Source organism: Pseudomonas sp. R151218B TE3479 (genome assembly GCF_053629195.1).
Genome location: NZ_JBRJHV010000001.1, coordinates 3,163,585 through 3,185,154, shown reverse-complemented (window position 1 = coordinate 3,185,154; position 21,570 = coordinate 3,163,585). Strand labels below are relative to the sequence as shown.

Annotated in this window: 23 protein-coding genes and 2 pseudogenes; 13 read left to right on the top strand and 12 right to left on the bottom strand. The window is 58.3% G+C overall.

Annotated elements, in window-relative coordinates:
• The first annotated feature begins 104 nt into the window (after positions 1-104).
• Positions 105-1,463, top strand: coding sequence for a chromate efflux transporter (gene chrA, locus AB7M32_RS14170; protein ID WP_454250253.1), 1,359 nt, complete (start codon positions 105-107; stop codon positions 1,461-1,463).
• Here chrA and arsN2 read toward each other — a convergent pair.
• Positions 1,460-1,891 (bottom strand): arsenic resistance N-acetyltransferase ArsN2, encoded by a 432-nt coding sequence (gene arsN2 / locus AB7M32_RS14165; RefSeq protein ID WP_454250252.1) that lies wholly within the window; start codon positions 1,889-1,891, stop codon positions 1,460-1,462. The two genes, chrA and arsN2, sit on opposite strands and share 4 nt — an antisense overlap.
• A 127-nt stretch (positions 1,892-2,018) precedes the next feature.
• Here arsN2 and AB7M32_RS14160 point away from each other — a divergent pair, with 127 nt between their 5' ends.
• The 3 genes from AB7M32_RS14160 (at position 2,019) to AB7M32_RS14150 (ending at position 3,244) form a co-directional block, all read left to right on the top strand.
• The gene (locus tag AB7M32_RS14160) at positions 2,019-2,333 is read left to right on the top strand and encodes a type II toxin-antitoxin system RelE/ParE family toxin (protein WP_106269851.1); all 315 of its coding nucleotides are present in this window, start codon (positions 2,019-2,021) and stop codon (positions 2,331-2,333) included.
• A 2-nt stretch (positions 2,334-2,335) separates the two neighbouring features.
• A complete protein-coding gene (locus AB7M32_RS14155; RefSeq protein ID WP_058545613.1) occupies positions 2,336-2,623 on the top strand; it encodes a helix-turn-helix domain-containing protein in 288 nt (95 codons plus the stop codon).
• A 132-nt stretch (positions 2,624-2,755) separates the two neighbouring features.
• Positions 2,756-3,244, top strand: coding sequence for a hypothetical protein (locus tag AB7M32_RS14150; RefSeq protein ID WP_454250251.1), 489 nt, complete (start codon positions 2,756-2,758; stop codon positions 3,242-3,244).
• 45 nt (positions 3,245-3,289) lie between these two features.
• On the opposite strand, the gene AB7M32_RS14145 is transcribed toward AB7M32_RS14150, so the two are convergent.
• On the bottom strand, positions 3,290-3,526 hold the full coding sequence (locus AB7M32_RS14145; protein ID WP_454250250.1) for a hypothetical protein: 237 nt from the start codon (positions 3,524-3,526) through the stop codon (positions 3,290-3,292).
• Between the two features lie 131 nt (positions 3,527-3,657).
• Here AB7M32_RS14145 and AB7M32_RS14140 point away from each other — a divergent pair.
• Positions 3,658-3,906: pseudogene (locus tag AB7M32_RS14140) on the top strand (helix-turn-helix domain-containing protein); the annotation flags it as partial.
• Between the two features lie 68 nt (positions 3,907-3,974).
• Here AB7M32_RS14140 and AB7M32_RS14135 read toward each other — a convergent pair.
• Together AB7M32_RS14135 and AB7M32_RS14130 are read right to left on the bottom strand one after the other, a co-directional pair.
• Positions 3,975-5,489, bottom strand: coding sequence for an amino acid racemase (locus AB7M32_RS14135; RefSeq protein WP_454250249.1), 1,515 nt, complete (start codon positions 5,487-5,489; stop codon positions 3,975-3,977).
• Positions 5,490-5,499: 10 nt separating this feature from the next.
• Positions 5,500-6,795 carry a dicarboxylate/amino acid:cation symporter gene (locus AB7M32_RS14130; protein ID WP_454250248.1) on the bottom strand — a complete coding sequence of 432 codons (1,296 nt, stop codon included), beginning with the start codon at positions 6,793-6,795 and terminating at the stop codon, positions 5,500-5,502.
• 183 nt (positions 6,796-6,978) lie between these two features.
• Between AB7M32_RS14130 and AB7M32_RS14125 the strand changes: the two genes are divergently transcribed.
• Entirely contained in the window at positions 6,979-7,914 is a 936-nt protein-coding gene (locus AB7M32_RS14125) for a LysR substrate-binding domain-containing protein (protein WP_454250247.1), read from the top strand.
• 1,282 nt (positions 7,915-9,196) lie between these two features.
• Here AB7M32_RS14125 and AB7M32_RS14120 read toward each other — a convergent pair.
• Positions 9,197-9,472 carry a hypothetical protein gene (locus AB7M32_RS14120; RefSeq protein WP_454250246.1) on the bottom strand — a complete coding sequence of 92 codons (276 nt, stop codon included), beginning with the start codon at positions 9,470-9,472 and terminating at the stop codon, positions 9,197-9,199.
• Between the two features lie 588 nt (positions 9,473-10,060).
• Here AB7M32_RS14120 and AB7M32_RS14115 point away from each other — a divergent pair.
• Together AB7M32_RS14115 and AB7M32_RS14110 are read left to right on the top strand one after the other, a co-directional pair.
• Complete coding sequence (locus tag AB7M32_RS14115) at positions 10,061-10,309, top strand: BrnT family toxin (protein ID WP_454252139.1); 249 nt, start codon at positions 10,061-10,063, stop codon at positions 10,307-10,309.
• A 4-nt stretch (positions 10,310-10,313) separates the two neighbouring features.
• Complete coding sequence (locus AB7M32_RS14110; RefSeq protein WP_454250245.1) at positions 10,314-10,676, top strand: DUF6364 family protein; 363 nt, start codon at positions 10,314-10,316, stop codon at positions 10,674-10,676.
• A gap of 15 nt (positions 10,677-10,691) precedes the next feature.
• Here the strand turns inward: AB7M32_RS14110 and AB7M32_RS14105 are convergent, their stop codons facing one another.
• Both AB7M32_RS14105 and AB7M32_RS14100 read right to left on the bottom strand, forming a co-directional pair.
• The gene (locus AB7M32_RS14105) at positions 10,692-11,564 is read right to left on the bottom strand and encodes a TIGR03915 family putative DNA repair protein (RefSeq protein ID WP_454250244.1); all 873 of its coding nucleotides are present in this window, start codon (positions 11,562-11,564) and stop codon (positions 10,692-10,694) included.
• Entirely contained in the window at positions 11,555-12,775 is a 1,221-nt protein-coding gene (locus AB7M32_RS14100) for a putative DNA modification/repair radical SAM protein (protein WP_103308883.1), read from the bottom strand. Before AB7M32_RS14100 ends, AB7M32_RS14105 begins: the two co-directional genes overlap by 10 nt.
• A gap of 166 nt (positions 12,776-12,941) precedes the next feature.
• Here AB7M32_RS14100 and AB7M32_RS14095 point away from each other — a divergent pair, with 166 nt between their 5' ends.
• From AB7M32_RS14095 to AB7M32_RS14085, 3 genes are all read left to right on the top strand, one after another.
• Positions 12,942-13,118, top strand: a complete 177-nt coding sequence (locus AB7M32_RS14095; protein WP_454250243.1) for a YhfG family protein — start codon at positions 12,942-12,944, stop codon at positions 13,116-13,118.
• A complete protein-coding gene (locus tag AB7M32_RS14090) occupies positions 13,111-13,710 on the top strand; it encodes a putative adenosine monophosphate-protein transferase Fic (RefSeq protein ID WP_454250242.1) in 600 nt (199 codons plus the stop codon). The genes AB7M32_RS14095 and AB7M32_RS14090 overlap by 8 nt, the downstream gene beginning before the upstream one ends.
• A gap of 62 nt (positions 13,711-13,772) precedes the next feature.
• Positions 13,773-14,495, top strand: a complete 723-nt coding sequence (locus AB7M32_RS14085) for a metallophosphoesterase (RefSeq protein ID WP_454250241.1) — start codon at positions 13,773-13,775, stop codon at positions 14,493-14,495.
• A 42-nt stretch (positions 14,496-14,537) separates the two neighbouring features.
• Here AB7M32_RS14085 and AB7M32_RS14080 read toward each other — a convergent pair.
• Together AB7M32_RS14080 and AB7M32_RS14075 are read right to left on the bottom strand one after the other, a co-directional pair.
• Positions 14,538-14,908 (bottom strand): annotated as a pseudogene (locus tag AB7M32_RS14080) (c-type cytochrome).
• A 100-nt stretch (positions 14,909-15,008) separates the two neighbouring features.
• Positions 15,009-16,187, bottom strand: a complete 1,179-nt coding sequence (locus tag AB7M32_RS14075) for a hypothetical protein (protein ID WP_454250240.1) — start codon at positions 16,185-16,187, stop codon at positions 15,009-15,011.
• Positions 16,188-16,414: 227 nt separating this feature from the next.
• Here AB7M32_RS14075 and dusA point away from each other — a divergent pair, with 227 nt between their 5' ends.
• Together dusA and tal are read left to right on the top strand one after the other, a co-directional pair.
• The gene (gene dusA, locus AB7M32_RS14070; RefSeq protein WP_454250239.1) at positions 16,415-17,410 is read left to right on the top strand and encodes a tRNA dihydrouridine(20/20a) synthase DusA; all 996 of its coding nucleotides are present in this window, start codon (positions 16,415-16,417) and stop codon (positions 17,408-17,410) included.
• 177 nt (positions 17,411-17,587) lie between these two features.
• Entirely contained in the window at positions 17,588-18,514 is a 927-nt protein-coding gene (gene tal, locus AB7M32_RS14065; RefSeq protein WP_072407787.1) for a transaldolase, read from the top strand.
• Positions 18,515-18,714: 200 nt separating this feature from the next.
• On the opposite strand, the gene rssC is transcribed toward tal, so the two are convergent.
• The 3 genes from rssC to AB7M32_RS14050 all read right to left on the bottom strand — a co-directional run bounded on the left by rssC (position 18,715) and on the right by AB7M32_RS14050 (position 21,412).
• Positions 18,715-19,197, bottom strand: coding sequence for an anti-sigma factor antagonist RssC (gene rssC / locus AB7M32_RS14060; protein WP_025212773.1), 483 nt, complete (start codon positions 19,195-19,197; stop codon positions 18,715-18,717).
• On the bottom strand, positions 19,197-20,378 hold the full coding sequence (rssB, locus tag AB7M32_RS14055) for a two-component system response regulator RssB (RefSeq protein WP_053120765.1): 1,182 nt from the start codon (positions 20,376-20,378) through the stop codon (positions 19,197-19,199). Before rssB ends, rssC begins: the two co-directional genes overlap by 1 nt.
• 344 nt (positions 20,379-20,722) lie before the next feature.
• Positions 20,723-21,412, bottom strand: coding sequence for an MlaA family lipoprotein (locus AB7M32_RS14050; protein ID WP_072407791.1), 690 nt, complete (start codon positions 21,410-21,412; stop codon positions 20,723-20,725).
• Between the last annotated feature and the right edge of the window lie 158 nt (positions 21,413-21,570).

Below are 21,570 nucleotides of genomic sequence, written 5' to 3'. Positions count from 1 at the left end.
TCGCTACCGATCCTCTTTACAAACAAACCTTCCTGGGGGCTATCTAAATTGCGTAACGCACCATAACGTATGGTCGCCTTTGACTTCCAGGTGCAACGTCGACCATGAGCCAACCGACCCGAATCGCTGATGAACAAGCCCTGACCCGACCCGGCGCCGTCAGCCTGCGCGAAGCGTTCTGGTTCTGGCTCAAACTGGGTTTCATCAGTTTCGGCGGCCCAGCGGGGCAGATCTCGATCATGCACCAGGAGTTGGTGGAACGGCGGCGCTGGATTTCCGAGCGGCGCTTCCTGCACGCCCTCAATTACTGCATGTTGCTGCCGGGGCCTGAGGCCCAACAATTGGCGACGTACCTGGGCTGGTTGATGCACCGAAGCTGGGGTGGAGTGATCGCCGGCGCGTTGTTCGTACTGCCTTCGCTGTTCATCCTCATCGCGTTGTCGTGGCTGTACATCGCCTTTGGCGAAGTGCCGGTGGTGGCGGGTATCTTCTATGGCATCAAACCGGCCGTGACGGCCATCGTGGTGCATGCCGCCCACCGAATCGGCTCCCGCGCACTCAAGAACAATTGGCTGTGGGCGATTGCGGCGGCATCGTTCATCGCGATCTTTGCCCTTGATCTCCCCTTCCCACTGATCGTGCTGGGTGCGGCTGCCATCGGTTATTTCGGCGGTCGCTGGGCACCGGAAAAATTCAGCCTGGGCGGTCACGATACCCAGCACAAATCCTTCGGCCCCGCCTTGATCGACGACGACACGCCGACCCCGGACCACGCCCGGTTCAGCGCCGCCAGGTTGGCTCGCCTGGTGGTCGTCGGTGCCCTGTTGTGGATCGTGCCCATGGGCCTGCTGACCGCCGTGTTCGGCTGGGGCGGCACGTTGACGCAAATGGCCTGGTTCTTTACCAAGGCCGCGCTGCTGACCTTCGGCGGTGCCTATGCGGTCTTGCCCTACGTGTACCAGGGCGCCGTCGGGCACTTCGGCTGGCTGACGCCGACCCAAATGATCGACGGCCTGGCCCTGGGCGAAACCACGCCCGGGCCGCTGATCATGGTCGTGGCCTTCGTCGGTTTCGTCGGAGGCTACGTGATGCAGGTGTTCGGCCCCGAGCAGGCCTTCCTCGCCGGGGCCGTCGCGGCCACGCTGGTGACCTGGTTCACGTTCCTGCCCTCGTTCCTGTTCATCCTGGCTGGCGGCCCGCTGGTGGAATCGACCCACAATTCGTTGAAATTCACCGCACCGCTGACCGCGATCACCGCGGCGGTGGTCGGGGTAATCCTCAACCTGGCCTGCTTCTTCGGTTATCACGTGCTCTGGCCCAACGGTTTTGCAGGTGCCCTGGACTGGCCGTCAGCGATTATCGCGATTGCTGCGGCCGTTGCGCTCTTTCGCTACAAGCGCGGGGTGATCCAGGTGTTGCTGGCGTGTGGGCTGGCCGGGCTGGCGGTGCATTTGCTGCGCTAAACGAGGCGCTTGCTCAGGTACGTCGCCGAGGCCGGGCACAAGGTCTTGAACTGGGCCGTCGCGCTGATCGACGCGGGCGCCAGCGAGCGATCCTCCGGCAGATAGCCCTGGCCGGTAAAAAACGCGGCGGCGCTGTCGGTCAACAGATGGAGCCGCTCCACCCCCTCGCGTCTTGCAAACGCTTCGACAGCGGCCAGCACCGCCACACCAGCCCCCCGGCCCCGCTGCCCCTCAAGGACAACCAACGAACGCAGCAACCGCTCGGCCCCCTCCCCCTCGATGCCAGCAAACCCCACGTCGACACCCTGGTGGTTGAAGCTGAAGAACTGTCGACCGGAATATGACAGGTCGTCCACGGGTAGCCCGGCCTGGGTGAGCGCATCGCGCAAGGGTCCCAGGTCGTTATTGCTTAGAGCTGTCATGTGCATGGTGGGTGCTCGTCTATGTCTTGCCTTGATCATCGGGCACCCCGAATTTGGTTACAACCCACGGGGTGCATCGGAGAGCGGGGTTCAATAGGATTGCTCGAAAGTAAGCCACTGGCGTACATTAGCAATGATTTTTATTGAAACTCCAATTTTTACCCGTCGGGTCAAAGAACTGATGGATGACGATGATTTCGCTGTCCTACAGAAAATACTGGTCTGCAATCCTTCCGCTGGTGAGGTTATGGAAGCCACCGGGGGGATCCGAAAGATTCGTATCGCAGCCAAAGGCCATGGCAAACGGGGGGGAGCCAGGGTGATCTACTACCACTTCGTCCATGCTTCGCGGATCGCGTTACTGATGATATATCCGAAAAATGAACAGCAAGACTTGACTGTCGATCAACGAAAAGCGTTGAAATTGATTGTCGAGCACTGGAGATAACCATGAGCAAATTTTTCGATGAGCTGATGGAAAGCGTACAACAGATGGATGAAATCGTCCGAGGCGAGCGCCAGCCGTCACGGGAATTCATCGTCGATGCGTTGCAAGTGAAAGAGATACGCAAGGCTACCGGCCTGACCCAAGCCAAATTCGCAGCATTGATCGATGTCCAACTGGGCACGCTTCGCAACTGGGAGCAGGGACGACGCGAGCCTACCGGCCCCGCTAAAGCGCTGCTGCGGGCGATTCATAATGATCCGAAACACGTGATCAGCGCCTTAGCCGTTTAAGCATTGCCGAAATGAACAGAACGCTCAGGCAATGCTTTCATGTGGCGAAGGCGCTTGCTCCCATGACCCAGCGCAAATGGACACCTCTGCCCATCAGCTAAGCTCAACCTATCATCACGACAGGGAATCGACATGAGCAAGGCAGACGAGCTAGCGGCCAAACTGAGAAAAACCCAGCAGACCCGCGCCGATACCGACAACTGCGCCGACCTGGCGATCGAGCACTGGCCGGCCCAGGTCTACGAGCTGTATCGCCAGATCGAAACCTGGCTGGCGCCCGTGTGCGAGGCGGGCCTGGACATCCGGCGCAACCCCACCCACGTCTTTGAAAGTCATTCCAGCGGTTCGACGTACAACTACGCCATCGACCAACTGATGATCGAAGGCAATCATCGCCGCATTTCATTCGACCCGATTGCGCGCTTCTCGGCCAAGGGAGAGGGCTGCATTGAAGTCCATATGAAGGGGCAGGAACACTGCATCGTGCGCACGCTTGGCGAGCATGGTGAATCGCGCTGGCATATCCAGGCCCTGCGCTCGACGGGGCAAGAGCGCCCTGAACCTGCCACTCTGGACGAAGACGCCTTGCTCTCGCTGGTAGAAGAAGGCCTTGGCCTGTAACGCAAATGGGCGACCCTTGGTCGCCCATTTTCATTGGAGAGCACGCTAGATCTGCGGCGCTGATTCGAGTGCTGGATCGCCTCCGGGCACCGGCAGCGTCAGTTCTTGGGCCGGCCTTCCCACAAGTCCATTCAAGGCATTGTCGATTTCGTCAGCCGCACCTTGCGCGTATCGAACATCCGCCCAGCTCCAGTACGGATCGGATATCAGCCCGCCCACGGCCTGTGCGCACAATTCATCGCTGCTGATGCCCATCTTCCCGGCCGCGGCGATCACGGCCATAAGGGCTTGCTCTAATTGGGAAATTCGCTCGGTCGTCACAATGAACCAACGTGATGGATAACAAACCCAAAGCATAACAAGCCATCAATGTGCCACCAACTCCAGGCGCCCAACGGTCGCCCTTCCTGACGACGACGTTTCACCACCACTTCCGCCAGCTCACGGCGATGAGCCCGCTGCAATACCAGAAGTGGCTGCGGTTGAACGAAGCCAAACGCTTGATGCTCAACGAATACATGGACGTGGCAAGTGCGGCCTTCAAGGTGGGCTGTGAAAGCCCTTCGCAATTCAGCCGCGAATACGCCCGCTTGTTTGGCGTCCCGCCCAAGCGGGACATTGCGGCGATGCGTGGGCCGGCCAATCACACCAAGGCGGTTTGATAGATTCAGGTTTGACTCATTGTGGCGAGGGAGCTTGCTCCCTCGCCACAATGGCCAAATTTCAACCGTCAGATAGCAGCAACATCCTTCGACGTTTTCAGAACGCTCATCGGCTTGTCAGCCCTCTGCGCCAACGTCACGCACCTCAACGCCAAGATCATCGTCGGATCGACCAGCGCCACCCTGTGCCCATTGATATCGAACGCTTCGCAATGTTCCAGCACCAGCGGCAACTCCGTACACCCCAGGATCAACACCCCCGCCCCCAACTCGCACAGGTGCTCAGCCGCCAGCAACAATTGCTCCCTGCAGAGCCCCTGTGTGAAGCCAGCCTTGATACCCCGCGGTCCGTAGATGGCGTCCATGACCATCGCCTGGTAATCGACACCTGGCGTAAGGAGCTGGAGCCCGGCATGACGCGCCGCCTGGTGATAAACCTGACTCTGCACCGTACCGGACGTCGCCAGCAGGCCAATCGCCTTTCCCGAACCATAAGTGCGCGCGATCCACGCCACCGTCTCGCTCAGCATGTTCACGATGGGCACCCTCAGGTGCGCCTGGATCCGCTCAACGAAGGCATGGGCGGTGTTGCAGGGAATTGCGATGGCGTTGGCACCGGCACTTTCGAGACGTTTGCATGTGGCGTACATCGCCATCGTCGGATCGGCCTCATCCCGCAACAGGTTCGCCGTCCGATCCGGGATCTGGGGGTTTTGCTCGACCACCATCTTGATATGGTCCTGGTCCTTTCCCGCTGGCGTATTGGCCACCACCTTGGCCATGAAATCCACCGTGGCGGCAGGCCCGACGCCCCCCACGATGCCCAGCTTGAAGGGTGGGCGCCTGGGCTGCTGGTTCAGCGTCGCGAAGTCAGCATAGATCTCATTGATGTCCAGCACGGTGACCCCGCGACGTTGCAAGTCGGCACAGACCAGGGAAAGCTCGGTCATGCCAGGCAGGGTCACCGTCGCACCCTGGGCCTGCAATGAGAGACACGCCCGATAGACCGCCTCAAGCGGCACGCCTTCGAGATGACCGTCCTTGATGCCATTGAGGCCGTACATCGCCTCCATCAACCCTGCTTGAGCGTCTGCATCGGGGTAAACGATCTGAAAGTCTTTGCCGAAATGTCGCTCGAACAATCCGCAATGGCGCACAAAGTCGGAGGCGATCACTCCCAACGTCGCCTGGGACGGCACCGTGTGGCTGACGTGCTGGGTCAAGGCGGCCATCATGTCCAGCACGGGAATGGCCAGCGCCTCCTCGATTTCAGCGCGAAAGGTGTGGCTGGCGAAGCATGGAAGCATCACCGCATCGAAGCCACTGTCCTCGAACGACTTGCACACCTGGAACACATAGAACTTGCGCGACGTCATGTTCGCGCCCTGGTCCAGCGGCAGCAGCACATCCTTGAAAGGGTGCTGCTCGAACAGGAAATGGTAGCGCCCCTGATCCTCGAGCACCGCCCGGGACTTGACCAACTTGTAGAACAGATCGCCCCCGGCCAGCGACCCAAGCCCACCGACGATCCCCAACTTGCGCACCACAGAAGCCTTGTGGCTGGACTTCGCTTTAGCCTTCATGAGTCTCTCCTCAAGCCACCGGCACTGGCTCGGATCGTGACCGATCCAGTGCATGTCCACCCTCTTCCTCGCCGGCTTCTTCGTGGGGTCCGGATTTGGCGACAACCGCCGTCGCAATGCTGTTACCCACCACATTGGTGGCCGTGCGGGCCATGTCGAGAAACTGGTCGATGCCGATGATCAACAGCAGTCCCGCCTCGGGAAGATTGAACATCGGCAATGTGGCGGCGACCACGACCACCGAAGCCCGGGCGACACCGGCCATGCCCTTGCTGGTGATCATCAGTGTCAGAAGAATCAGCAACTGCTGAGTGAAACTCAGATCAATGTTGTAGGCCTGGGCGATGAACAGGATGGCAAACGCCTGGTACATCATCGAACCGTCAAGGTTGAACGAATAGCCCAAGGGCAATACGAAGCTGGACACACGTTTTGGCGCGCCAAATTTCTCCAGCGCCTCGATGGTTTTCGGGTAGGCGGACTCACTGCTGGCGGTGGAAAAGGCCAGGAGAATCGGTTCACGGATGAGCTTGCCGAGGTGGAAAACAGAGCGGCCGAGGAACAGGTAGCCGGCACCGAACAGCAACGCCCAGAGAATCAGGATCCCCAGGTAGAACTCGGCGATCAGCTTGCCGTAATCCACCAGCAAGCCAAGCCCCTGGGTGGTGATTGCCGAGGCGATGGCGGCAAACACCCCAATCGGCGCGAAAGCCATCACGTAGTCGGTGATCTTGAACATCACCTTCGCCAACTCTTCGATGGAATCGCTGATCCGGGTGTAACCCGCCCGCTTCACCCCCGCCAACGCAAAGCCGAAGAACAGCGAAAACACCACGATCTGCAGGATCTCGTTGTTGGCCATCGCTTCGGCGATGCTGCGGGGAAACACATGGCCGATGAACGCCTTGAGACTGAAGTCGCCGGTATTGACCGGCACGGCCGCCGTTGCGTGCTGGGCCACGTCCATGTTCAGCCCCGCACCAGGTTGAAACAGGTTGACCAGCCCCATTCCGATCAGCAGCGAGACGACCGAGGCGGTGACAAACCAGGCCATCGCTCGGACCCCGATCCTGCCGACAGAGCGAGAATTGCCCATGCTGGCGATACCGCCCACCAACGTTGCGAATACCAGGGGCGCGATGATCATCTTGATCATGCGCAGGAAAATATCAGTGACTATCGAGAAGTAACTGGCGATCTCTTTGGCACTTTGCTCGCTCCCTGCGAAATGGTGACACGCCCAACCGACCAGCACGCCCAGGGCAATGCCCATTGCAATTCGACGTGGGAGCTTATTCTTCTTCACGGTGCTGTCCTCAAGTAGTTCTTGGAATTTTTTACTTGGCAGGATCGATTCTAAGGAGCGGATCCGGGAGGATGATGAGTAATCCGGCTAACCCCATGCGCTTTCAGAATAGTTAGCGAAAGGCCGCGCTATACCGGGGGATTTCCCACTAAAATCGCGCTCTCACAGGGGGAGTTTCTCGATATGCAACTCAAATGGCTGGATGATCTTCTGGCGATTGGCGAATGGAATAACTTTTCCCGCGCGGCCGAGGTTCGATGCGTAACACAATCGGCCTTGTCCCGGCGTATCCGCTCACTTGAGGAATGGGTGGGCGTCAAGCTGGTGGACCGGGGCACCTACCCTGTCCAGCTCACCCCCGCGGGCGTCACATTCTGCGATGAAAGCCGAGAGGCCCTCGCCGGATTAATGAGGTTGCGCTCGACGCTGCGGGACGTGGAACGAATGCCGGGACGCTCCATCCAGATCACCGCCGGCCACAGCCTGTCGATGACCTTCCTGCCCAAGTGGCTCTCGCAGTTCCAGCAACACAACGAGCAGTTCAACGCCCGGGTGGTGGCCGCCAACATTCATGACGCCGTCATTGCCTTGGAGGAAGGCAGTTGTGACTTGATGATGGTCTACCATCACCCGCTTGCCCCCATCCTGCTGGACGCCGAGCATTTTGGCAGCCTGGTGCTCGGCCACGACGCGTTCATCCCCTTATGCGCGCCCAACCGCAAGGGCGAACCGCTGTTCCGCCTGCCCGGTCGCGCCGGCAAACCGGTGCCCTACCTGGCCTACACGGCAACGACATTCCTCGGGCGCGTCGCCGACATCGTCATCAACAACGGCCCTGAACCGATCGCGCTGGAGCGCTGTTATGAGGCGGACATGGCGATGCTGCTGATGCGCATGGCCATCGAGGGCTACGGCGTGGCCTGGTTGCCGCAGAGTGCGGTGGCCGACGAGTTGGAGCGTGGGTTGTTGGTTCGGGCCGGCGGCGAGCAATGGAGCACGCGATTGGAGATTCGCTCGTACTGTGCGATTGCCAATCGCAATCCGACGATGCGCAAGTTGTGGAAGACGTTGGAGGGTGCTTCGTTGCATCGGCTGGGCAGCGCACCGAGTGCGAACTGATCAACACCACCCAAGCGTTGTTCGCAAAGGGTAGGTACACACCGATTGACTGTGAGAGCGAGCTTGCTCGCGACGACGGCATCACATCCAGCATCGCCATCGACTGAACCACTGCTATCGCGAGCAAGCTCGCTCCCACAGCGGATTGAGGGTGTACGCAACATTTGTGTGCCCACCAAACCCTGTGGGAGCGGGCTTGCTCAAGAAGACGGCAGCACATCCAGCATCCTGCAAACTGACACACCGCTTTCGCGAGCAAGCCCGCTCCCACACAGGGATTTGTGGTGAACGCACTATCTGTGAACAACCCGGAAAAAACTGTGGGAGCGAGCCTGCTCGCGATGACGGCGTCACATTCAGCATCACCATCAACTGACCCACCGCTATCGCGAGCAAGCTCGCTCCCACAGTGAATTGAGGGTGTACGCAACATTTGTGTACCCACCAAACCCTGTGGGAGCGGGCTTGCTCAAGAAGACGGCAGCACATCCAGCATCTTGCAAACTGACACACCGCTTTCGCGAGCAAGCCCGCTCCCACACAGGGATTTGCGGTGAACGCAGTATCTATGAACAACTCGGAAAAAACTGTGAGAGCGAGCTTGCTCGCGACGACGGCATCACATCCAGCATCGCCATCGACTGAACCACTGCTATCGCGAGCAAGCTCGCTCCCACAGCGGATTGAGGGTGTACGCAACATTTGTGTGCCCACCAAACCCTGTGGGAGCGGGCTTGCTCAAGAAGACGGCAGCACATCCAGCATCCTGCAAACTGACACACCGCTTTCGCGAGCAAGCCCGCTCCCACACAGGGATTTGTGGTGAACGCACTATCTGTGAACAACCCGGAAAAAACTGTGGGAGCGAGCCTGCTCGCGATGACGGCATCACATTCAGCATCACCATCAACTGACCCACCGCTATCGCGAGCAAGCTCGCTCCCACAGTGAATTGAGGGTGTACGCAACATTTGTGTACCCACCAAACCCTGTGGGAGCGGGCTTGCTCGCGAAGACGTCAACACAACCAGCATCCTGCAAACTGACACACCGCTTTCGCGAGCAAGCCCGCTCCCACACAGGGATTTGTGGTGAACGCAGTATCTATGAACAACTCGGAAAAAACTGTGGGAGCGAGCTTGCTCGCGATGACGGCATCACATCCAGCATCGCCATCAACTGCCCCACTGCTATCGCGAGCAAGCTCGCTCCCACAGGTTCCAGGCTGCACAGGATGATGAGCAAGGCAATGCGGGCGACCTTGTGAGGTCACCCACTTCCATTACGACGCCAAAACCTGCGCCTGCAATCGCCGCCCGATCACATCCAGCAAATCACACCCGTCGCGCAGGGGAATCGCCAGCACTTGGGCAAAATCCTGGAGTACCACCGCGTCCGTACTGATGTCGGAACGCATGGCGAGGTTTTCCAGTAACTGGGTGACAGCGGCGATGCGGTAAGCGGCGGTGTCGTGCAACACGTCCAACGGTGCTTCAGTGTCGATCAAGAGCGCGTGGAAATTGTTTTCGATACCGGTGATGGGCATGGGGCGGGACATGGGGTTACTCCTGCGGGAATGGGAGGTCAGTGGCGGATTGGGATGCCACTGGCGAAGGGAGCGAATCCGGGATTGAGATTCGGATACTTGGCAGGAAATGTTCGTGGGTGACGCTAGACGAAAGCCACCTTGGATTGGCTGTGGCTTTCGGAGGATTGGGGGTGAGTTTTTTCATTGGCTTGTACCTAGGTTATGTAAAGGAACTGCCTTCACCACTTCCACTTGGTGGGTGGCAGCTGTACGCGGGTGTGGAAGACCGAGAACCTAGGACCCGGCGCACCCGAAGGCGCCCCGCGTACAGCCGCCGTAATTTAACAGCAGACCTAGGAAAAGCGTCTGCTTTTTAATTTAGCGGTGCAACGCGCTAGGTTTTCACAAGGGCTTCCACACCCTCTCGCTGAATTTGCAGCGACGGAGAAAACTTAGCGCACGAGGTGATTGGGTGGATAGTCAGCGGGAGCGACGCAGCTTGAGGGAAATTTCCGATGGAGGTGTCCGGAGCTGGACTCAGCAGTTCAGGCGGTGGGATGCAAAGAATGATTTCGATACGAATGAGCGCTCAACGCCATAAGCAAGGGCTGAGGTTTCATCGTATTGTTGAGCGCACCCGTCCTACACAAGGTGAGCCTGGCCGATGCCGAAGCTGTGTTTTATGACGAAATGGCTCTTGAGCGTGAGGATAATGATCATGATGAAAAGCGGTGGATTATCATGGGGCAAGACGCCTGCGGTCGTGTACTCGTCGTTGCATACACCTACCGTGAGCCAGATTTCGTTCGTCTTATCAGCGCACGACTAGCCTCCAAAAAAGAACTACGTCAGTACCTGGGAGGTTGAACCCATGAAAGAAGAATACGATTTCAGCACAGCCAAGCGTGGGGCGGTTGCAAGCAGCAAAGGCAAAACCCGCATAACCATCATGCTTGATGAGGACGTGATCGAGGCCGCTCGCGAACGCGCCGAAAGTGCTGGTACTGGATATCAGACACTCATCAACAATCTACTGCGTCAGGCTTTGATATCTGAAACTGCCCACAATCTGTCACCGGCAGCCCAAAAGCGAACCCGAACAGTTAAACCCTATGCAAACGGTATTACCCGGTCCGACGTGAAGGATCTGGAAAAGCGCCTAGCCGCCATGACTGAGGAGCTGCACAAGATGGTGGACGCATCCAAGCCCGGTAAAGCCAAAGCGTCGGTATGAACCGAGAAGATCGATTTACTCAGGAGCAAGGCACTGTCTTACCTCAGTGCCTTCACCCACAATGATCCGCTTGCCCATTTTCTCCCCCACCTCCAACGCCTGCCCATCCCGCTGCTTTCCCCGCCGCGCCAAACCCACCAGGCGCGGAATCAACTCTCCCTCCGGCAAGTGCTGCCAGAATCGCCCCGGCATGTGCTGACGCAACGCCTGGGGATTGAGCCGCGCCGGGTTGAAGATGTGCCTGTAATAGGTTCGCCACAGCTCAGCGCCGGGATCTTCAGCGTGACGCGCCCAATGCTGCCACTGCTCGGGACAACGTCGCTGGTAATCCAACGACTGCCCATCGAAACGGATACCGTCGCGAGGCGTTGCGATCAGCCAGCGTTGTTGCCCCAATCGCTCGGCAAAATGGCCGCTGGCACTTTCGAGGATGTCATGGGCCGGCTGGTGAAAGGCGACCAAATCCAGTTGCAGTCGCTCGGCCAATGCTTGCGGCAAGGGGATGAAGCGCACGAAGGCATGCAGGTGATGAGCCTCGCGCTGGACCTGCTTGATCCGCCGCTGCAGCTCACTGCCCAGGCGGTCGCCCGCGAGCATTGCGGTGCGGTCGCCATGGGCAACCCGCCAAAGTACTTCGTACAGCAGGTTCCAGCGCTGTTCGCCCTGGTAGCGGCCAGCCTGTTCGAGTTGGGTCAGCAAGGCCGCGGGAACCCGCGTACGGAACGGGCCCGGCCCTTGGGGCAGCGGCGCCGGCACGGCCAACAAGTCGGCCATCGGGCCCTGGGCCCATGTGACATCGCTCGGGTCGATGCCGTGGCCGAGCAGCGTTCGAGCCTGGTCCCGCCACGTAGCGAAATCATCCTCGCAATCCAGGGCAATCACGACCAAAGCCCCATCTGTACAGGCCGCTGGGGGTCACGCAACCGCGCCCGCAGCAAACCGCTGCGCACCTGGGCGTCGGCAGGCCGGTAATCGCTGGTGACAATGAACGGTCGCGCCTTCTCCAGCACGCACCGCAACTGCACCAGGTCGTCATAACGCACCCGCCGCTCCCGGCGCAGTGCAACCAGGCGTTGCACACTACGCAGGCCAATCCCCGGAATACGCGCCAACAATGCGGGTTCGGCACGATTGATATCCAGCGGGAACACCTCGCGATTGGCCAGCGCCCACGCCAGCTTGGGGTCGATGTCCAAGTCCAGGTTGTGGGTTTCGCTCAAAAGCTCGCCTGCCTTGTAGCCATAACCGCGCATGAGAAAGTCGGCCTGATAAAGCCGGTGCTCGCGCAGCAACGGCGGTGCCGCCAGGGGCACGCTGGCGGGGCTGTCGGGAATCGGGCTGAACGCTGAATAGTAAACCCGCCGCAAACCGTACCCCTGGTAGAGCGACTCGGCGTTGCTCAGGATGGCGTGATCATCAGTCGCATCCGCCCCCACAATCACCTGCGTGCTCTGCCCCGCCGGGGCGAAGCGAGGCGCCCGTGGCTCGCCGGCCACCGCCTGTTGTCCCTGATGAATGGTGCCCATGGCTTGGCGGATGGTCGTCAACTGCTTTTCCGGTGCCAGGCGCTTGAGGCTGATATCCGAGGACAGTTCGATATTCACGCTCAAGCGATCAGCCAACCGCCCCGCTTCCTCGATCAACAGCGGATCGGCATCGGGAATGGTCTTGAGGTGGATATAGCCACGAAACTGGTGCTCCTCCCGCAACAACCGCGCCACTCGTATCAACTGCTCCATGGTGTAATCGGCCGAGCGAATGATGCCCGAACTCAAAAACAACCCACTGATGCAGTTGCGGCGATAAAAATCCAAGGTCAGCCGCACCACCTCCTCCGGCGTGAAGCGCGCCCTCGGCACGTTGCTGGAACGACGGTTGACGCAATACTGACAGTCGTACAGGCAAAAATTGGTCAGCAACACCTTCAGCAACGAAACGCAGCGCCCATCCGGCGTATAGCTATGGCAAATGCCCATGCCATCGGTGGCCCCCAACCCCTCACGACCACGGGAGCTACGCTTGGGGGCACCGCTGCTGGCGCAGGAAGCGTCGTACTTGGCAGCATCGGCGAGAATGCCGAGCTTGGCGATAAGCTGCATGAAGTGAACTCACATACTGGATATAAACACAGTATTTTGAGAAGCGCCGCGATGCAAGCGCCATTGGTCAATTCGACACCTGCCATGAGTCGCCCAGGCCGTGACGCAGGCCATGCCAGTGGGATGGGCTATAATCGGCCAACCAACGCGATTGAGGTCCAGCCCCATGGGCAATGTCAGCCTTGAAACCAAAAAGGCCTATGCCGCCAGGACGCGCAGATCCAACTACGCGGCCAGCCTGCGCCTGGAAGGCTTCAAAACGACCTTCGCGGACGGCGAACGCAAAATGCCAACGCGCGAAGAGGTCTTGAAGGCCTTCACCCGAACTGAACCTGATGCCTGACAAATATGGAGTCGGTGAAGACGCTTACTGCTACCCTGGCTCCGCGGTCCTTCGCAACAAACTCGATATCCGTGACGAACCGACCCTAAGCGAAGCCGAACAGCAACTCTCCGCCATCGCAGCGGACAACGTAGAATTCAGCCCTCCTCCTTACGGCCTGGTCTATCTTCAAGGCATTCATCAGGTGCTCTTTTGCGACTTGTATGAATGGGCCGGACAATTGCGAACCGTTGGAATGGCCAAGCAGGACACCCGTTTCTGCCAACCGCAATTCATGGAAGCGCAAGCCGGGAAGATCTTCAAAGGCATGGCGGCGCAGAACTGGTTCGAGGGCCTGTGCCGCACAGACTTGATCAGTGCCGTTGCGGAAACTTACTCAGATATCAATGTGATCCATCCCTTTCGCGAAGGAAATGGCCGCGCCCAACGGATTCTCTTCGAGCATCTCATCATGAATGCCGGTTTTGAGATCAGTTGGTGGGGTATTGAGAAAGAAGAGTGGATCGACGCCAACATCGCGGCCTACCACTGCACCCTCGGCCCCATGCAGCAGGTGTTTGAAAAATGTATTGGCAACCCGCTTAGTCCGTAAGATAGCGGCAGCTGATACTCGCCATCCGTGTCTTCACCACTTTCGACCCCTAGAACACCTGCATGAATATACTAAACACATTCCCCTCCAACCCAGAAGGCCGTGACTTTGTCGTGGGTGATGTTCATGGCCATTTCAAACTTCTGAGCGCACTTTTGCAGCGTTCGAAGTTCGAGGGTGAACGGGATCGCCTTTTCTCCGTCGGCGACCTGATTGATCGCGGCCCTGACTCCGTGGAAGTGCTCGATTGGCTCTCGCAACCCTGGTTTCATGCCGTGCGAGGCAATCACGAACAGATGCTCATCGATGGCGTCTCCGGGGACGGCGACATACCCCGGCACATCCGAAACGGCGGGGCCTGGCTCTATGAACTTGCACCAATGCTTCAACAAGAACTCGCCAAGGCCCTCCAGGCGCTGCCGTGGATCATTGAAGTCGACTTACCGGACGGCGAAACCGTCGGCATCGTGCACGCCGAAGCCCCATTGACCCAAAAAGGTGACGACTGGCAGCAAGCCAAACAAGCCTTGTCAGGGCAACTGGGAGAAATTTGCCGCCTGCGCGCGCTGAGCATGGCCCTGTATGCCAGGGGAAAAATCGAGGAGCAAAACCACGAGCCAATCAAGGGCATCCACCGGCTCTATGTCGGTCATTCGACGGTGCCTAGCGTCACGCGCCTGGGCAACGTTGTCTATATCGACACCGGCTGTTCCTTTGGGGATGGCGCCTTGAGCCTGGTGGAGCTCAATAGCGAAACCATCACCCACCTGACCATGAGCCAATGACTACAGGTTTATCCGATCAGGTCGATGGACTCGCCCCCTCTCCTACCTTGAAATCGCACCCACCATGTATTGGTTCAGATCGCGCAGATCCTGAACCTTCCAGGCAAACGGTGGCAGCTTCACTCCGTTCTCTTTTAACGTTCTCGGAATCAAGTCGCCATTTGGACGAAGTATGATCGACGAGACGATAACGCCTGGATAACCCTTCAGTCTTTTCTGAAAAGAAGACGTCGTCAGGTCAGGCGAGGGCGGATTGCTTTTCCTGGCCAAGGGGCCTGTGCCCTTGAGATCCGCTCCGTGGCACATGGCACATCGTTGTGAATAGAGCGTCTTCCCGTTGGCCATGTCCGCGAAGGAAAGTAATGGTGAATGAGCGATAAAATCCCCCGGGATGCGATGAAGCCTACTTTCACTCTCAACTGTCCTTGTCGTTTCAAATCAGAACTGAATCCCTTACTCTTTACCTGCACCGATGGAGTCCACCCCCGCCAAGGGGATAGGGGACCTGATCATTCATGACCGAGTAAATTCAATATAACCAATAATCGTGTCTTCGATAACACTCAGATTTATCATGGGGGCCTGCGGACTGCTTCCACTCTTAGATGCCACGAACAAACATTTGAGAAATTTCAGTTTCTCACCGGCCGGCAAAATAGCGAATATCCTCTCCACATCCGCCCCCCACATCTTGGTTCTATTTGATTTGAAATAGACAACATAGGGCGAGAAGGTATACCAGTTCAACGTCGTATTGAACACCGCCCCAGCGGTTTTATCCATAGCTCCAAAAACTATGTACTGGATCGCACAGAAGGTACAACAAAACTTATCAACGTAGACATTCATGAACGTCCGCTTTCCTGCTTGAAGCTGAGTTTCAAGATGTCGAATTTCAGCGTGCACAAGTGAATTCCTTCCTGAATACTGCTTTTTATCAAGCTTAAACTTTTCAGCCAAGGCTCCGAAGCCATCGAGAAAGTTAACCGCAAAACTGCCCTCTTCAGTCTTGGCCAGACAATTGGTATACAGTAATGTCCGGTCACCGCTCTTTGTTGAATAGCCCGTTTCTGAAGATATTTTCTTGACCTCAAGGTCACCGGCGCGCAATTTTGCATTAGAAACAGCGGGCGCTATCGCATTGAAAATAAATCGATAGGCGTGCAATGCCAGCTGATTGACCACATCATCCATCGCAATTGTCGATTCAATCTTCCTATGCCCCCCTTCAAAAGGATCGTAGCCAAATCCGTCACGAAACCCCTTGCAAGTCATGGCAAGCTTGGCTTGGGTTTGCAGCGGCAATGCCGGGCCTTTTAGCAACACTACCCCAAGGGCGGGATGAACATGATCGGTGCCGATCAAGTCTAAAACCACGTGGGGCTCGAAGATCCCATCTTTATGCAGTTTGTAGAGGTCGACCGCGTACTGTGCCAGCTCCGATCCCGCTTCAAAGTCCCCCAATATGTCCCCATCAGCACGCTCAGGGTACGTCCAATAGGTCTGCATCGCCCACTGTTCAAGGAAGCTAAAACTTTCAATGGGTTGATTTGACCGCATATTGAAAACTGACTGGATAATCGCATCCTGCAGGTCTCTAAAGTTGTCAGAACCTTCAAAGATTTCAGGATTGGGACAAGCATGGAAGGCACAAACAATCCATTTCCTTTTGGCTTCAGTAAGCATAGCCATCACCCCTCCCTTGGGTCTTGCCGAGTACAGCCTGCTAGTGAGCGTAGTCCACAGCAGCTAACGTAACCAGACGTACCTAAGCCCTCAAAATTCTGGACTACAGAACCGCGAGCTAGCCCAAGGGTTTAGCCAAACGCTCCTGGGGTAAACACTTATGCAGCCCCCCAAACCTCCCCCACCCCATTCCTGATAAACTGCGTCCCTCAGCCTCCCCATCCAGATCTCCAATGTCTCTCTACCCAGCTCCCCCGCAATCCTTGTCCCGCCGCTTCAGTGTGGCCCCGATGATGGATTGGACCGACGCCCACTGTCGCTTCTTCCTACGCATCCTCTCCAAACACGCCTTGCTCTACACCGAAATGGTCACCACCGGTGCGCTGCTCAACGGTGACCACGAACGCTTCCTGCGCCATCACTCATCCGAACACCCCCTGGCCCTGCAATTGGGTGGCAGCGTCCCTGGCGACCTGGCCGCCTGCGCCCGTATGGCCCAGGAGCACGGCTACGACGAGGTGAACCTCAACGTCGGCTGCCCCAGCGACCGGGTGCAGAACAATATGATCGGCGCGTGCCTGATGGGGCATCCGGGGTTGGTGGCCGATTGTGTGAAGGCGATGCGTGACGCGGTATCAATTCCGGTGACGGTCAAGCATCGCATCGGGATCAATGGGCGGGACAGTTATGAACAGTTGTGTGAGTTTGTCGGGACGGTGCGTGAGGCCGGTTGCACGAGTTTTACCGTGCATGCGCGGATTGCGATCCTCGAGGGGCTGTCGCCGAAGGAGAATCGCGACATTCCGCCGCTGCGTTATGACGTGGCCGCGCGGTTGAAGGCGGATTTTCCGGAGTTGGAGATTGTGCTCAACGGTGGGATCAAGACGCTGGAGGCCTGTCACAAGCATCTGCAGACATTCGACGGTGTGATGCTGGGGCGCGAGGCTTATCACAACCCATATCTGCTGGCCGAAGTGGATCAGCAGTTGTTTGGCAGCACCGCGCCGATCATCACCCGGGCCGAGGCGCTGGCGCAGTTGCGGCCTTACATCGCCGATCACCTGGCCGCTGGCGGGGCGATGCATCACATCACCCGGCACGTATTGGGGCTGGGCACCGGGTTTCCGGGGGCGCGGCGGTTTCGGCAGTTGTTGTCGGTGGACATCCACAAAACCAAGGATCCGCTGGCGTTGCTGGATCAGGCGGGGCAACTGCTGGAAGGGCGTTAACCGTCACTTGCTTTGAACCTGCACGCTGTTTTGGCATCGTATCTACCGATACCGCCCCGGCCTTTCAAACAGCCGTTTTCAGGTTGTTGCTGCTGGGGCCGTCGATACCTCTTCACGCCCTTGAGTGGCTGCCGGCCCTCGGGTAATGTCAACGGACCCATAGGACAGAGCACGCTCATGACTTCCAAGCTGGAACAACTCAAACAATTCACCACCGTCGTGGCCGATACCGGCGACTTCGAGGCCATCGCCCGCGTCAAACCCGTGGACGCCACCACCAACCCTTCCCTGCTGCTCAAGGCGTCGGCCATTCAGGGCTACGCCGAGCAACTGAACGCCTGCGTGGCGGACTGCAAGGGCGATGTGGGCCTGGCCAGCGACCGTTTTGCCGTAGCGGTCGGGCAAGAAATCCTCAAAGTGATCCCTGGACGTATTTCCACTGAGGTGGATGCGCGCCTGTCGTTCGACACCGAAGCCATGTTGAAACGTGCGCATCGTTTAATAGACCTGTACGAAAAGGCCGGCATTGGCCGGGATCGGGTGTTGATCAAGATTGCCTCCACCTGGGAAGGCATTCGTGCCGCCGAACAGCTGGAGCGTGAAGGTATCCAGTGCAACCTGACGCTGCTGTTCTCCTTCGCCCAGGCCGCGGCCTGTGCCGATGCCGGGGTGTTCCTGATTTCGCCGTTCGTGGGCCGTATCTACGACTGGTACAAGAAAGCCAATGGCAACGACTACACCGGCGCGGATGATCCGGGCGTGCAGTCGGTGACGCGCATCTACAACTACTACAAGGCCAATGACTACAAGACCGTGGTCATGGGCGCGAGCTTCCGCAACCTCAACCAGATCGAGCAACTGGCCGGGTGCGACCGCTTGACCGTGAGCCCGGACCTGCTGGAAAAACTCGCCGCCGACGAAGGCAAGCTGGAGCGCAAGCTGGCGCCAGGGCAAGCCGGGGAGGCACGCTTGATCCTCAACGAAGCGCAGTTCCGCTGGTTGTCCAACGAGGACGCCATGGCGACCGAGAAACTGGCCGAAGGTATCCGTCAGTTCGCCCGCGACCAGGAGAAGCTGGAGGCATTGCTGCAAGCCAAGCTTTGAGCTGATTCAGCCGGCATGCAAAAAGGGCGAACCTGGTTGGGTTCGCCCTTTTTTATGCGGCTTGGCTTAAGGGATGTGGCGGGTCGACAAACGCCATCGCGGGCAAGCTCGCTCCCACAGGGGATGTCAGAACGCCACAAAACCTGTGGGAGCGAGCTTGCTCGCGATGAAGCCGGTGCAGCCTACGCAAAGCCCAAGGCTCAAGGCCGCTCCAGTGCATTCACCAGATCATGGAACGCTTCACGATTGGAATCGTTGAGCCCCATGAGGATCTTGTGGGCTTCAAGCACCTTGATCCGCACTTCCTCTTCGGACTGATCCTGATCAGGCAGGTCGTCCAGGCACTCCGGACACGGCACAGGGTCGCCCACGATGTTGAACACCTGGTCGAAGCCCATCGATTGCAGCAGACGGGTGATGTCGTTGTGGGTGGTGACGACGGTCGGCAGCAGGCCGACCTTTTGCCGCGACAGGATCGACAGTTTGGCCAACAGGCCCAATGTGGTGCTGTCGATGCTGCGGGTTTCGGTCAGGTCGATCACGATGGCGCTGAAGTTCAGCGCAGTGAAGATCCGCTCAATAGTCGCATCCAGCGCCGAACACAGGGTCAGGCGCACTTCACCGACAAACTTCAGGACGAAGGTGCCGTCCTGCTCGGCGAACTGGATTCTACCGGTACTCATCAAAGGTTCCTGCTCAACACTAACAGGGCGATATCATCCGGCATCTCCCCGAGCGTGGCTAATCCAAACACTTGACGCAAGCCTTCCAGGCTACCGCCCGCTGCGCTTACCCGTTCAGGCAAGGCCGCTTCTTTCTCTTTGAGTGTAGGTTCTGTCAAAAGGTCCAAAATGCCATCAGACATCAGCGTCAAGCTGAATGTCGGTGGCAATTCCAGTACGTGGTCTTCGTAGGTGGCCTCGTTGAACAGGCCAACCGGCAAACCACGCCCTTCCAGGTAACGAACACTGTCTGGCGTATACAACACAGGCAACGGCAGATGACCGCCGATGCTATAGGTCAACAAACCCGTCTCCTCGTCGATGACTCCACCGACCATTGTGACGTGTTTGCCCAGCTTACAACTGATCAGGCCTCGGTTGATATGCCCAAGGACCTCCGACGGCTTGAACTCTGGCAGCGTGCCGTTGCGCTTGGATTCGAACAGCAGCCGCGTGGTCATGAACTTCAACAGCACCGTCACGAACGCCGAGGACGCCCCATGGCCGGAAACGTCCGCCAGGTAGAACGCCACTCGCCGCTCATCGACGCGGAAATAGTCCACAAAATCGCCCGACAGGTACAGCGACGGGATGATCTGGTGGGCAAAACGGAAATCGTCGACGGTCCAGGGACTGACCGGCAGCATGTTCATCTGCACCTGGCGCCCGGCGTTCTGGTCTTCCTGCAACAGGTTCAGGCTGGCTTCCAGCTCGCGGTTGGCGGTTTCCAGCTTCTCGCGGTAGCGCTGGTTTTCCACCAACAGCCGCGAACGGTCCAAGGCCCGGCGCACCGAGTGCTCGAGCACAGCAAGGTCTTCAAGGGGCTTGATCAGGTAGTCCGCCGCGCCCAGGCGCAATGCCTCGACCGCATCGTTCATCACGCCCGCGCCCGACACCACGATCACCGGGGTCTGCGAGGAAATCTCGGTCACCTGGCGAATGAGTTCGAGTCCGCCCATCTGCGGCATGCGCAGGTCGCAGATGACCAGGTCGGGCTTGTCTTGCTCGAATACCTGAAGACCCTGTTGGCCATTGCTGGCCTGCAGGACGCTGAAACCACTGTCTTCCAAGTAGGCTGCGAGACTGGCTCGCACCACTTCGTCATCATCGATTATCAGCAGCGTGGCACTGGTTTTTGGCATGTGGGCAAACGGCGCCAGAATTAGGTTGGCGTAGCGGGCTGGGCGGTCTGGCCTGGCACGCACTACTGGATTCGCTTTCTAGCCTCTCTGTCGTACCGGTTTCAGGCCTTTGCCCTACACGCCCTTACATCAGAGGTGCCCTTCTAAGGCGCAGACGGTACTCCCATCCGCGGGGCGTTTCAAGCTCATGCAGATAGCCGCTTGCCGTCTTTATTTGTCAAAGCACAGAGAGTTATAAGAACCGAGCGAAGCGTAACTCAATGGAAGGATCAAACCCGCACAAACACGACGCCAAAGCACAGAAGGCGGCCTTTGGGCCGCCTTCGTGGTTTTACGGGTCGAAATCAAAAGTCGTCTTCGACCTGGCCATCCTTGACTTTGAATTCGCGGTTCTGCAGGTAGGCATTGCGGATGAAGACGTATTTGTCGCCACTCACCATCTTCTCGGCCGACAACAGGCTGGCGCGGGTATCAACGATGTTCAGGCCGTGAATGGAGTTACGCACCGAGACGTTATCGATATAACGATAAGGCGCGGTGTAGTCATCGACCAGCTTGGCCGGCGCGTCACGCAGGGTGCTTGGCCCCAGCAGCGGCAGCATCACATACGGACCACTGCCCAGGCCCCAGTAGCCAAGGGTCTGGCCGAAATCTTCATCGCTGCGCTGCAGGCCCATCTGGGTGCCCACGTCAAAGAAGCCCAGCAGGCCGAAGGTGGTGTTGAAGATCAACCGGGCAGTGTCGACCCCAGCGGCGGCCGGCTTGGCCTGCAGCACGTTGTTGGCCAGGTTGCCGACGTCGCCGACGTTACGGAACATGTTGTGGATGCCGTCTTCGAGGAACTGCGGCGTCACATATTGATAACCCTGGGCCAGTGGCTTGAGCGCATAGGTATCGAGGGTGTCGTTGAAGGTGAAGATTGGACGGTTGACGCTTTCCCAAGGATCTTCTTCCGTCGCGGCCTGAGTGGCGAACGGAACCAGCAGGACACAAGCGGAAAGACACAGCTGAGCTAGACGATGGCTCCAGCGCATAGGGAAAAACTCCTTGGATTATTCAGGCAAGGGCGCCGAGCCCAGGCGGTAAGCTGGCTAGTATAAGACGGAACGCGTGGATAGGCAGCACCGAAAAACACCCAGGCCGTAGGACTTTTCCGCGACTGGCACCCTTCATCTCACTGTCACCGGACTGT

Coding starts and splice junctions, on each gene's coding strand:
- chrA (WP_454250253.1), top strand. CDS start 105: ATGAGCCAACCGACCCGAATCGCTGATGAACAAGCCCTGACCCGACCC.
- arsN2 (WP_454250252.1), bottom strand. CDS start 1,891: ATGCACATGACAGCTCTAAGCAATAACGACCTGGGACCCTTGCGCGAT.
- AB7M32_RS14160 (WP_106269851.1), top strand. CDS start 2,019: ATGATTTTTATTGAAACTCCAATTTTTACCCGTCGGGTCAAAGAACTG.
- AB7M32_RS14155 (WP_058545613.1), top strand. CDS start 2,336: ATGAGCAAATTTTTCGATGAGCTGATGGAAAGCGTACAACAGATGGAT.
- AB7M32_RS14150 (WP_454250251.1), top strand. CDS start 2,756: ATGAGCAAGGCAGACGAGCTAGCGGCCAAACTGAGAAAAACCCAGCAG.
- AB7M32_RS14145 (WP_454250250.1), bottom strand. CDS start 3,526: ATGGCCGTGATCGCCGCGGCCGGGAAGATGGGCATCAGCAGCGATGAA.
- AB7M32_RS14135 (WP_454250249.1), bottom strand. CDS start 5,489: ATGAAGGCTAAAGCGAAGTCCAGCCACAAGGCTTCTGTGGTGCGCAAG.
- AB7M32_RS14125 (WP_454250247.1), top strand. CDS start 6,979: ATGCAACTCAAATGGCTGGATGATCTTCTGGCGATTGGCGAATGGAAT.
- AB7M32_RS14120 (WP_454250246.1), bottom strand. CDS start 9,472: ATGTCCCGCCCCATGCCCATCACCGGTATCGAAAACAATTTCCACGCG.
- AB7M32_RS14110 (WP_454250245.1), top strand. CDS start 10,314: ATGAAAGAAGAATACGATTTCAGCACAGCCAAGCGTGGGGCGGTTGCA.
- AB7M32_RS14100 (WP_103308883.1), bottom strand. CDS start 12,775: ATGCAGCTTATCGCCAAGCTCGGCATTCTCGCCGATGCTGCCAAGTAC.
- AB7M32_RS14095 (WP_454250243.1), top strand. CDS start 12,942: ATGGGCAATGTCAGCCTTGAAACCAAAAAGGCCTATGCCGCCAGGACG.
- AB7M32_RS14090 (WP_454250242.1), top strand. CDS start 13,111: ATGCCTGACAAATATGGAGTCGGTGAAGACGCTTACTGCTACCCTGGC.
- AB7M32_RS14085 (WP_454250241.1), top strand. CDS start 13,773: ATGAATATACTAAACACATTCCCCTCCAACCCAGAAGGCCGTGACTTT.
- AB7M32_RS14075 (WP_454250240.1), bottom strand. CDS start 16,187: ATGGCTATGCTTACTGAAGCCAAAAGGAAATGGATTGTTTGTGCCTTC.
- dusA (WP_454250239.1), top strand. CDS start 16,415: ATGTCTCTCTACCCAGCTCCCCCGCAATCCTTGTCCCGCCGCTTCAGT.
- tal (WP_072407787.1), top strand. CDS start 17,588: ATGACTTCCAAGCTGGAACAACTCAAACAATTCACCACCGTCGTGGCC.
- rssC (WP_025212773.1), bottom strand. CDS start 19,197: ATGAGTACCGGTAGAATCCAGTTCGCCGAGCAGGACGGCACCTTCGTC.
- rssB (WP_053120765.1), bottom strand. CDS start 20,378: ATGCCAAAAACCAGTGCCACGCTGCTGATAATCGATGATGACGAAGTG.
- AB7M32_RS14050 (WP_072407791.1), bottom strand. CDS start 21,412: ATGCGCTGGAGCCATCGTCTAGCTCAGCTGTGTCTTTCCGCTTGTGTC.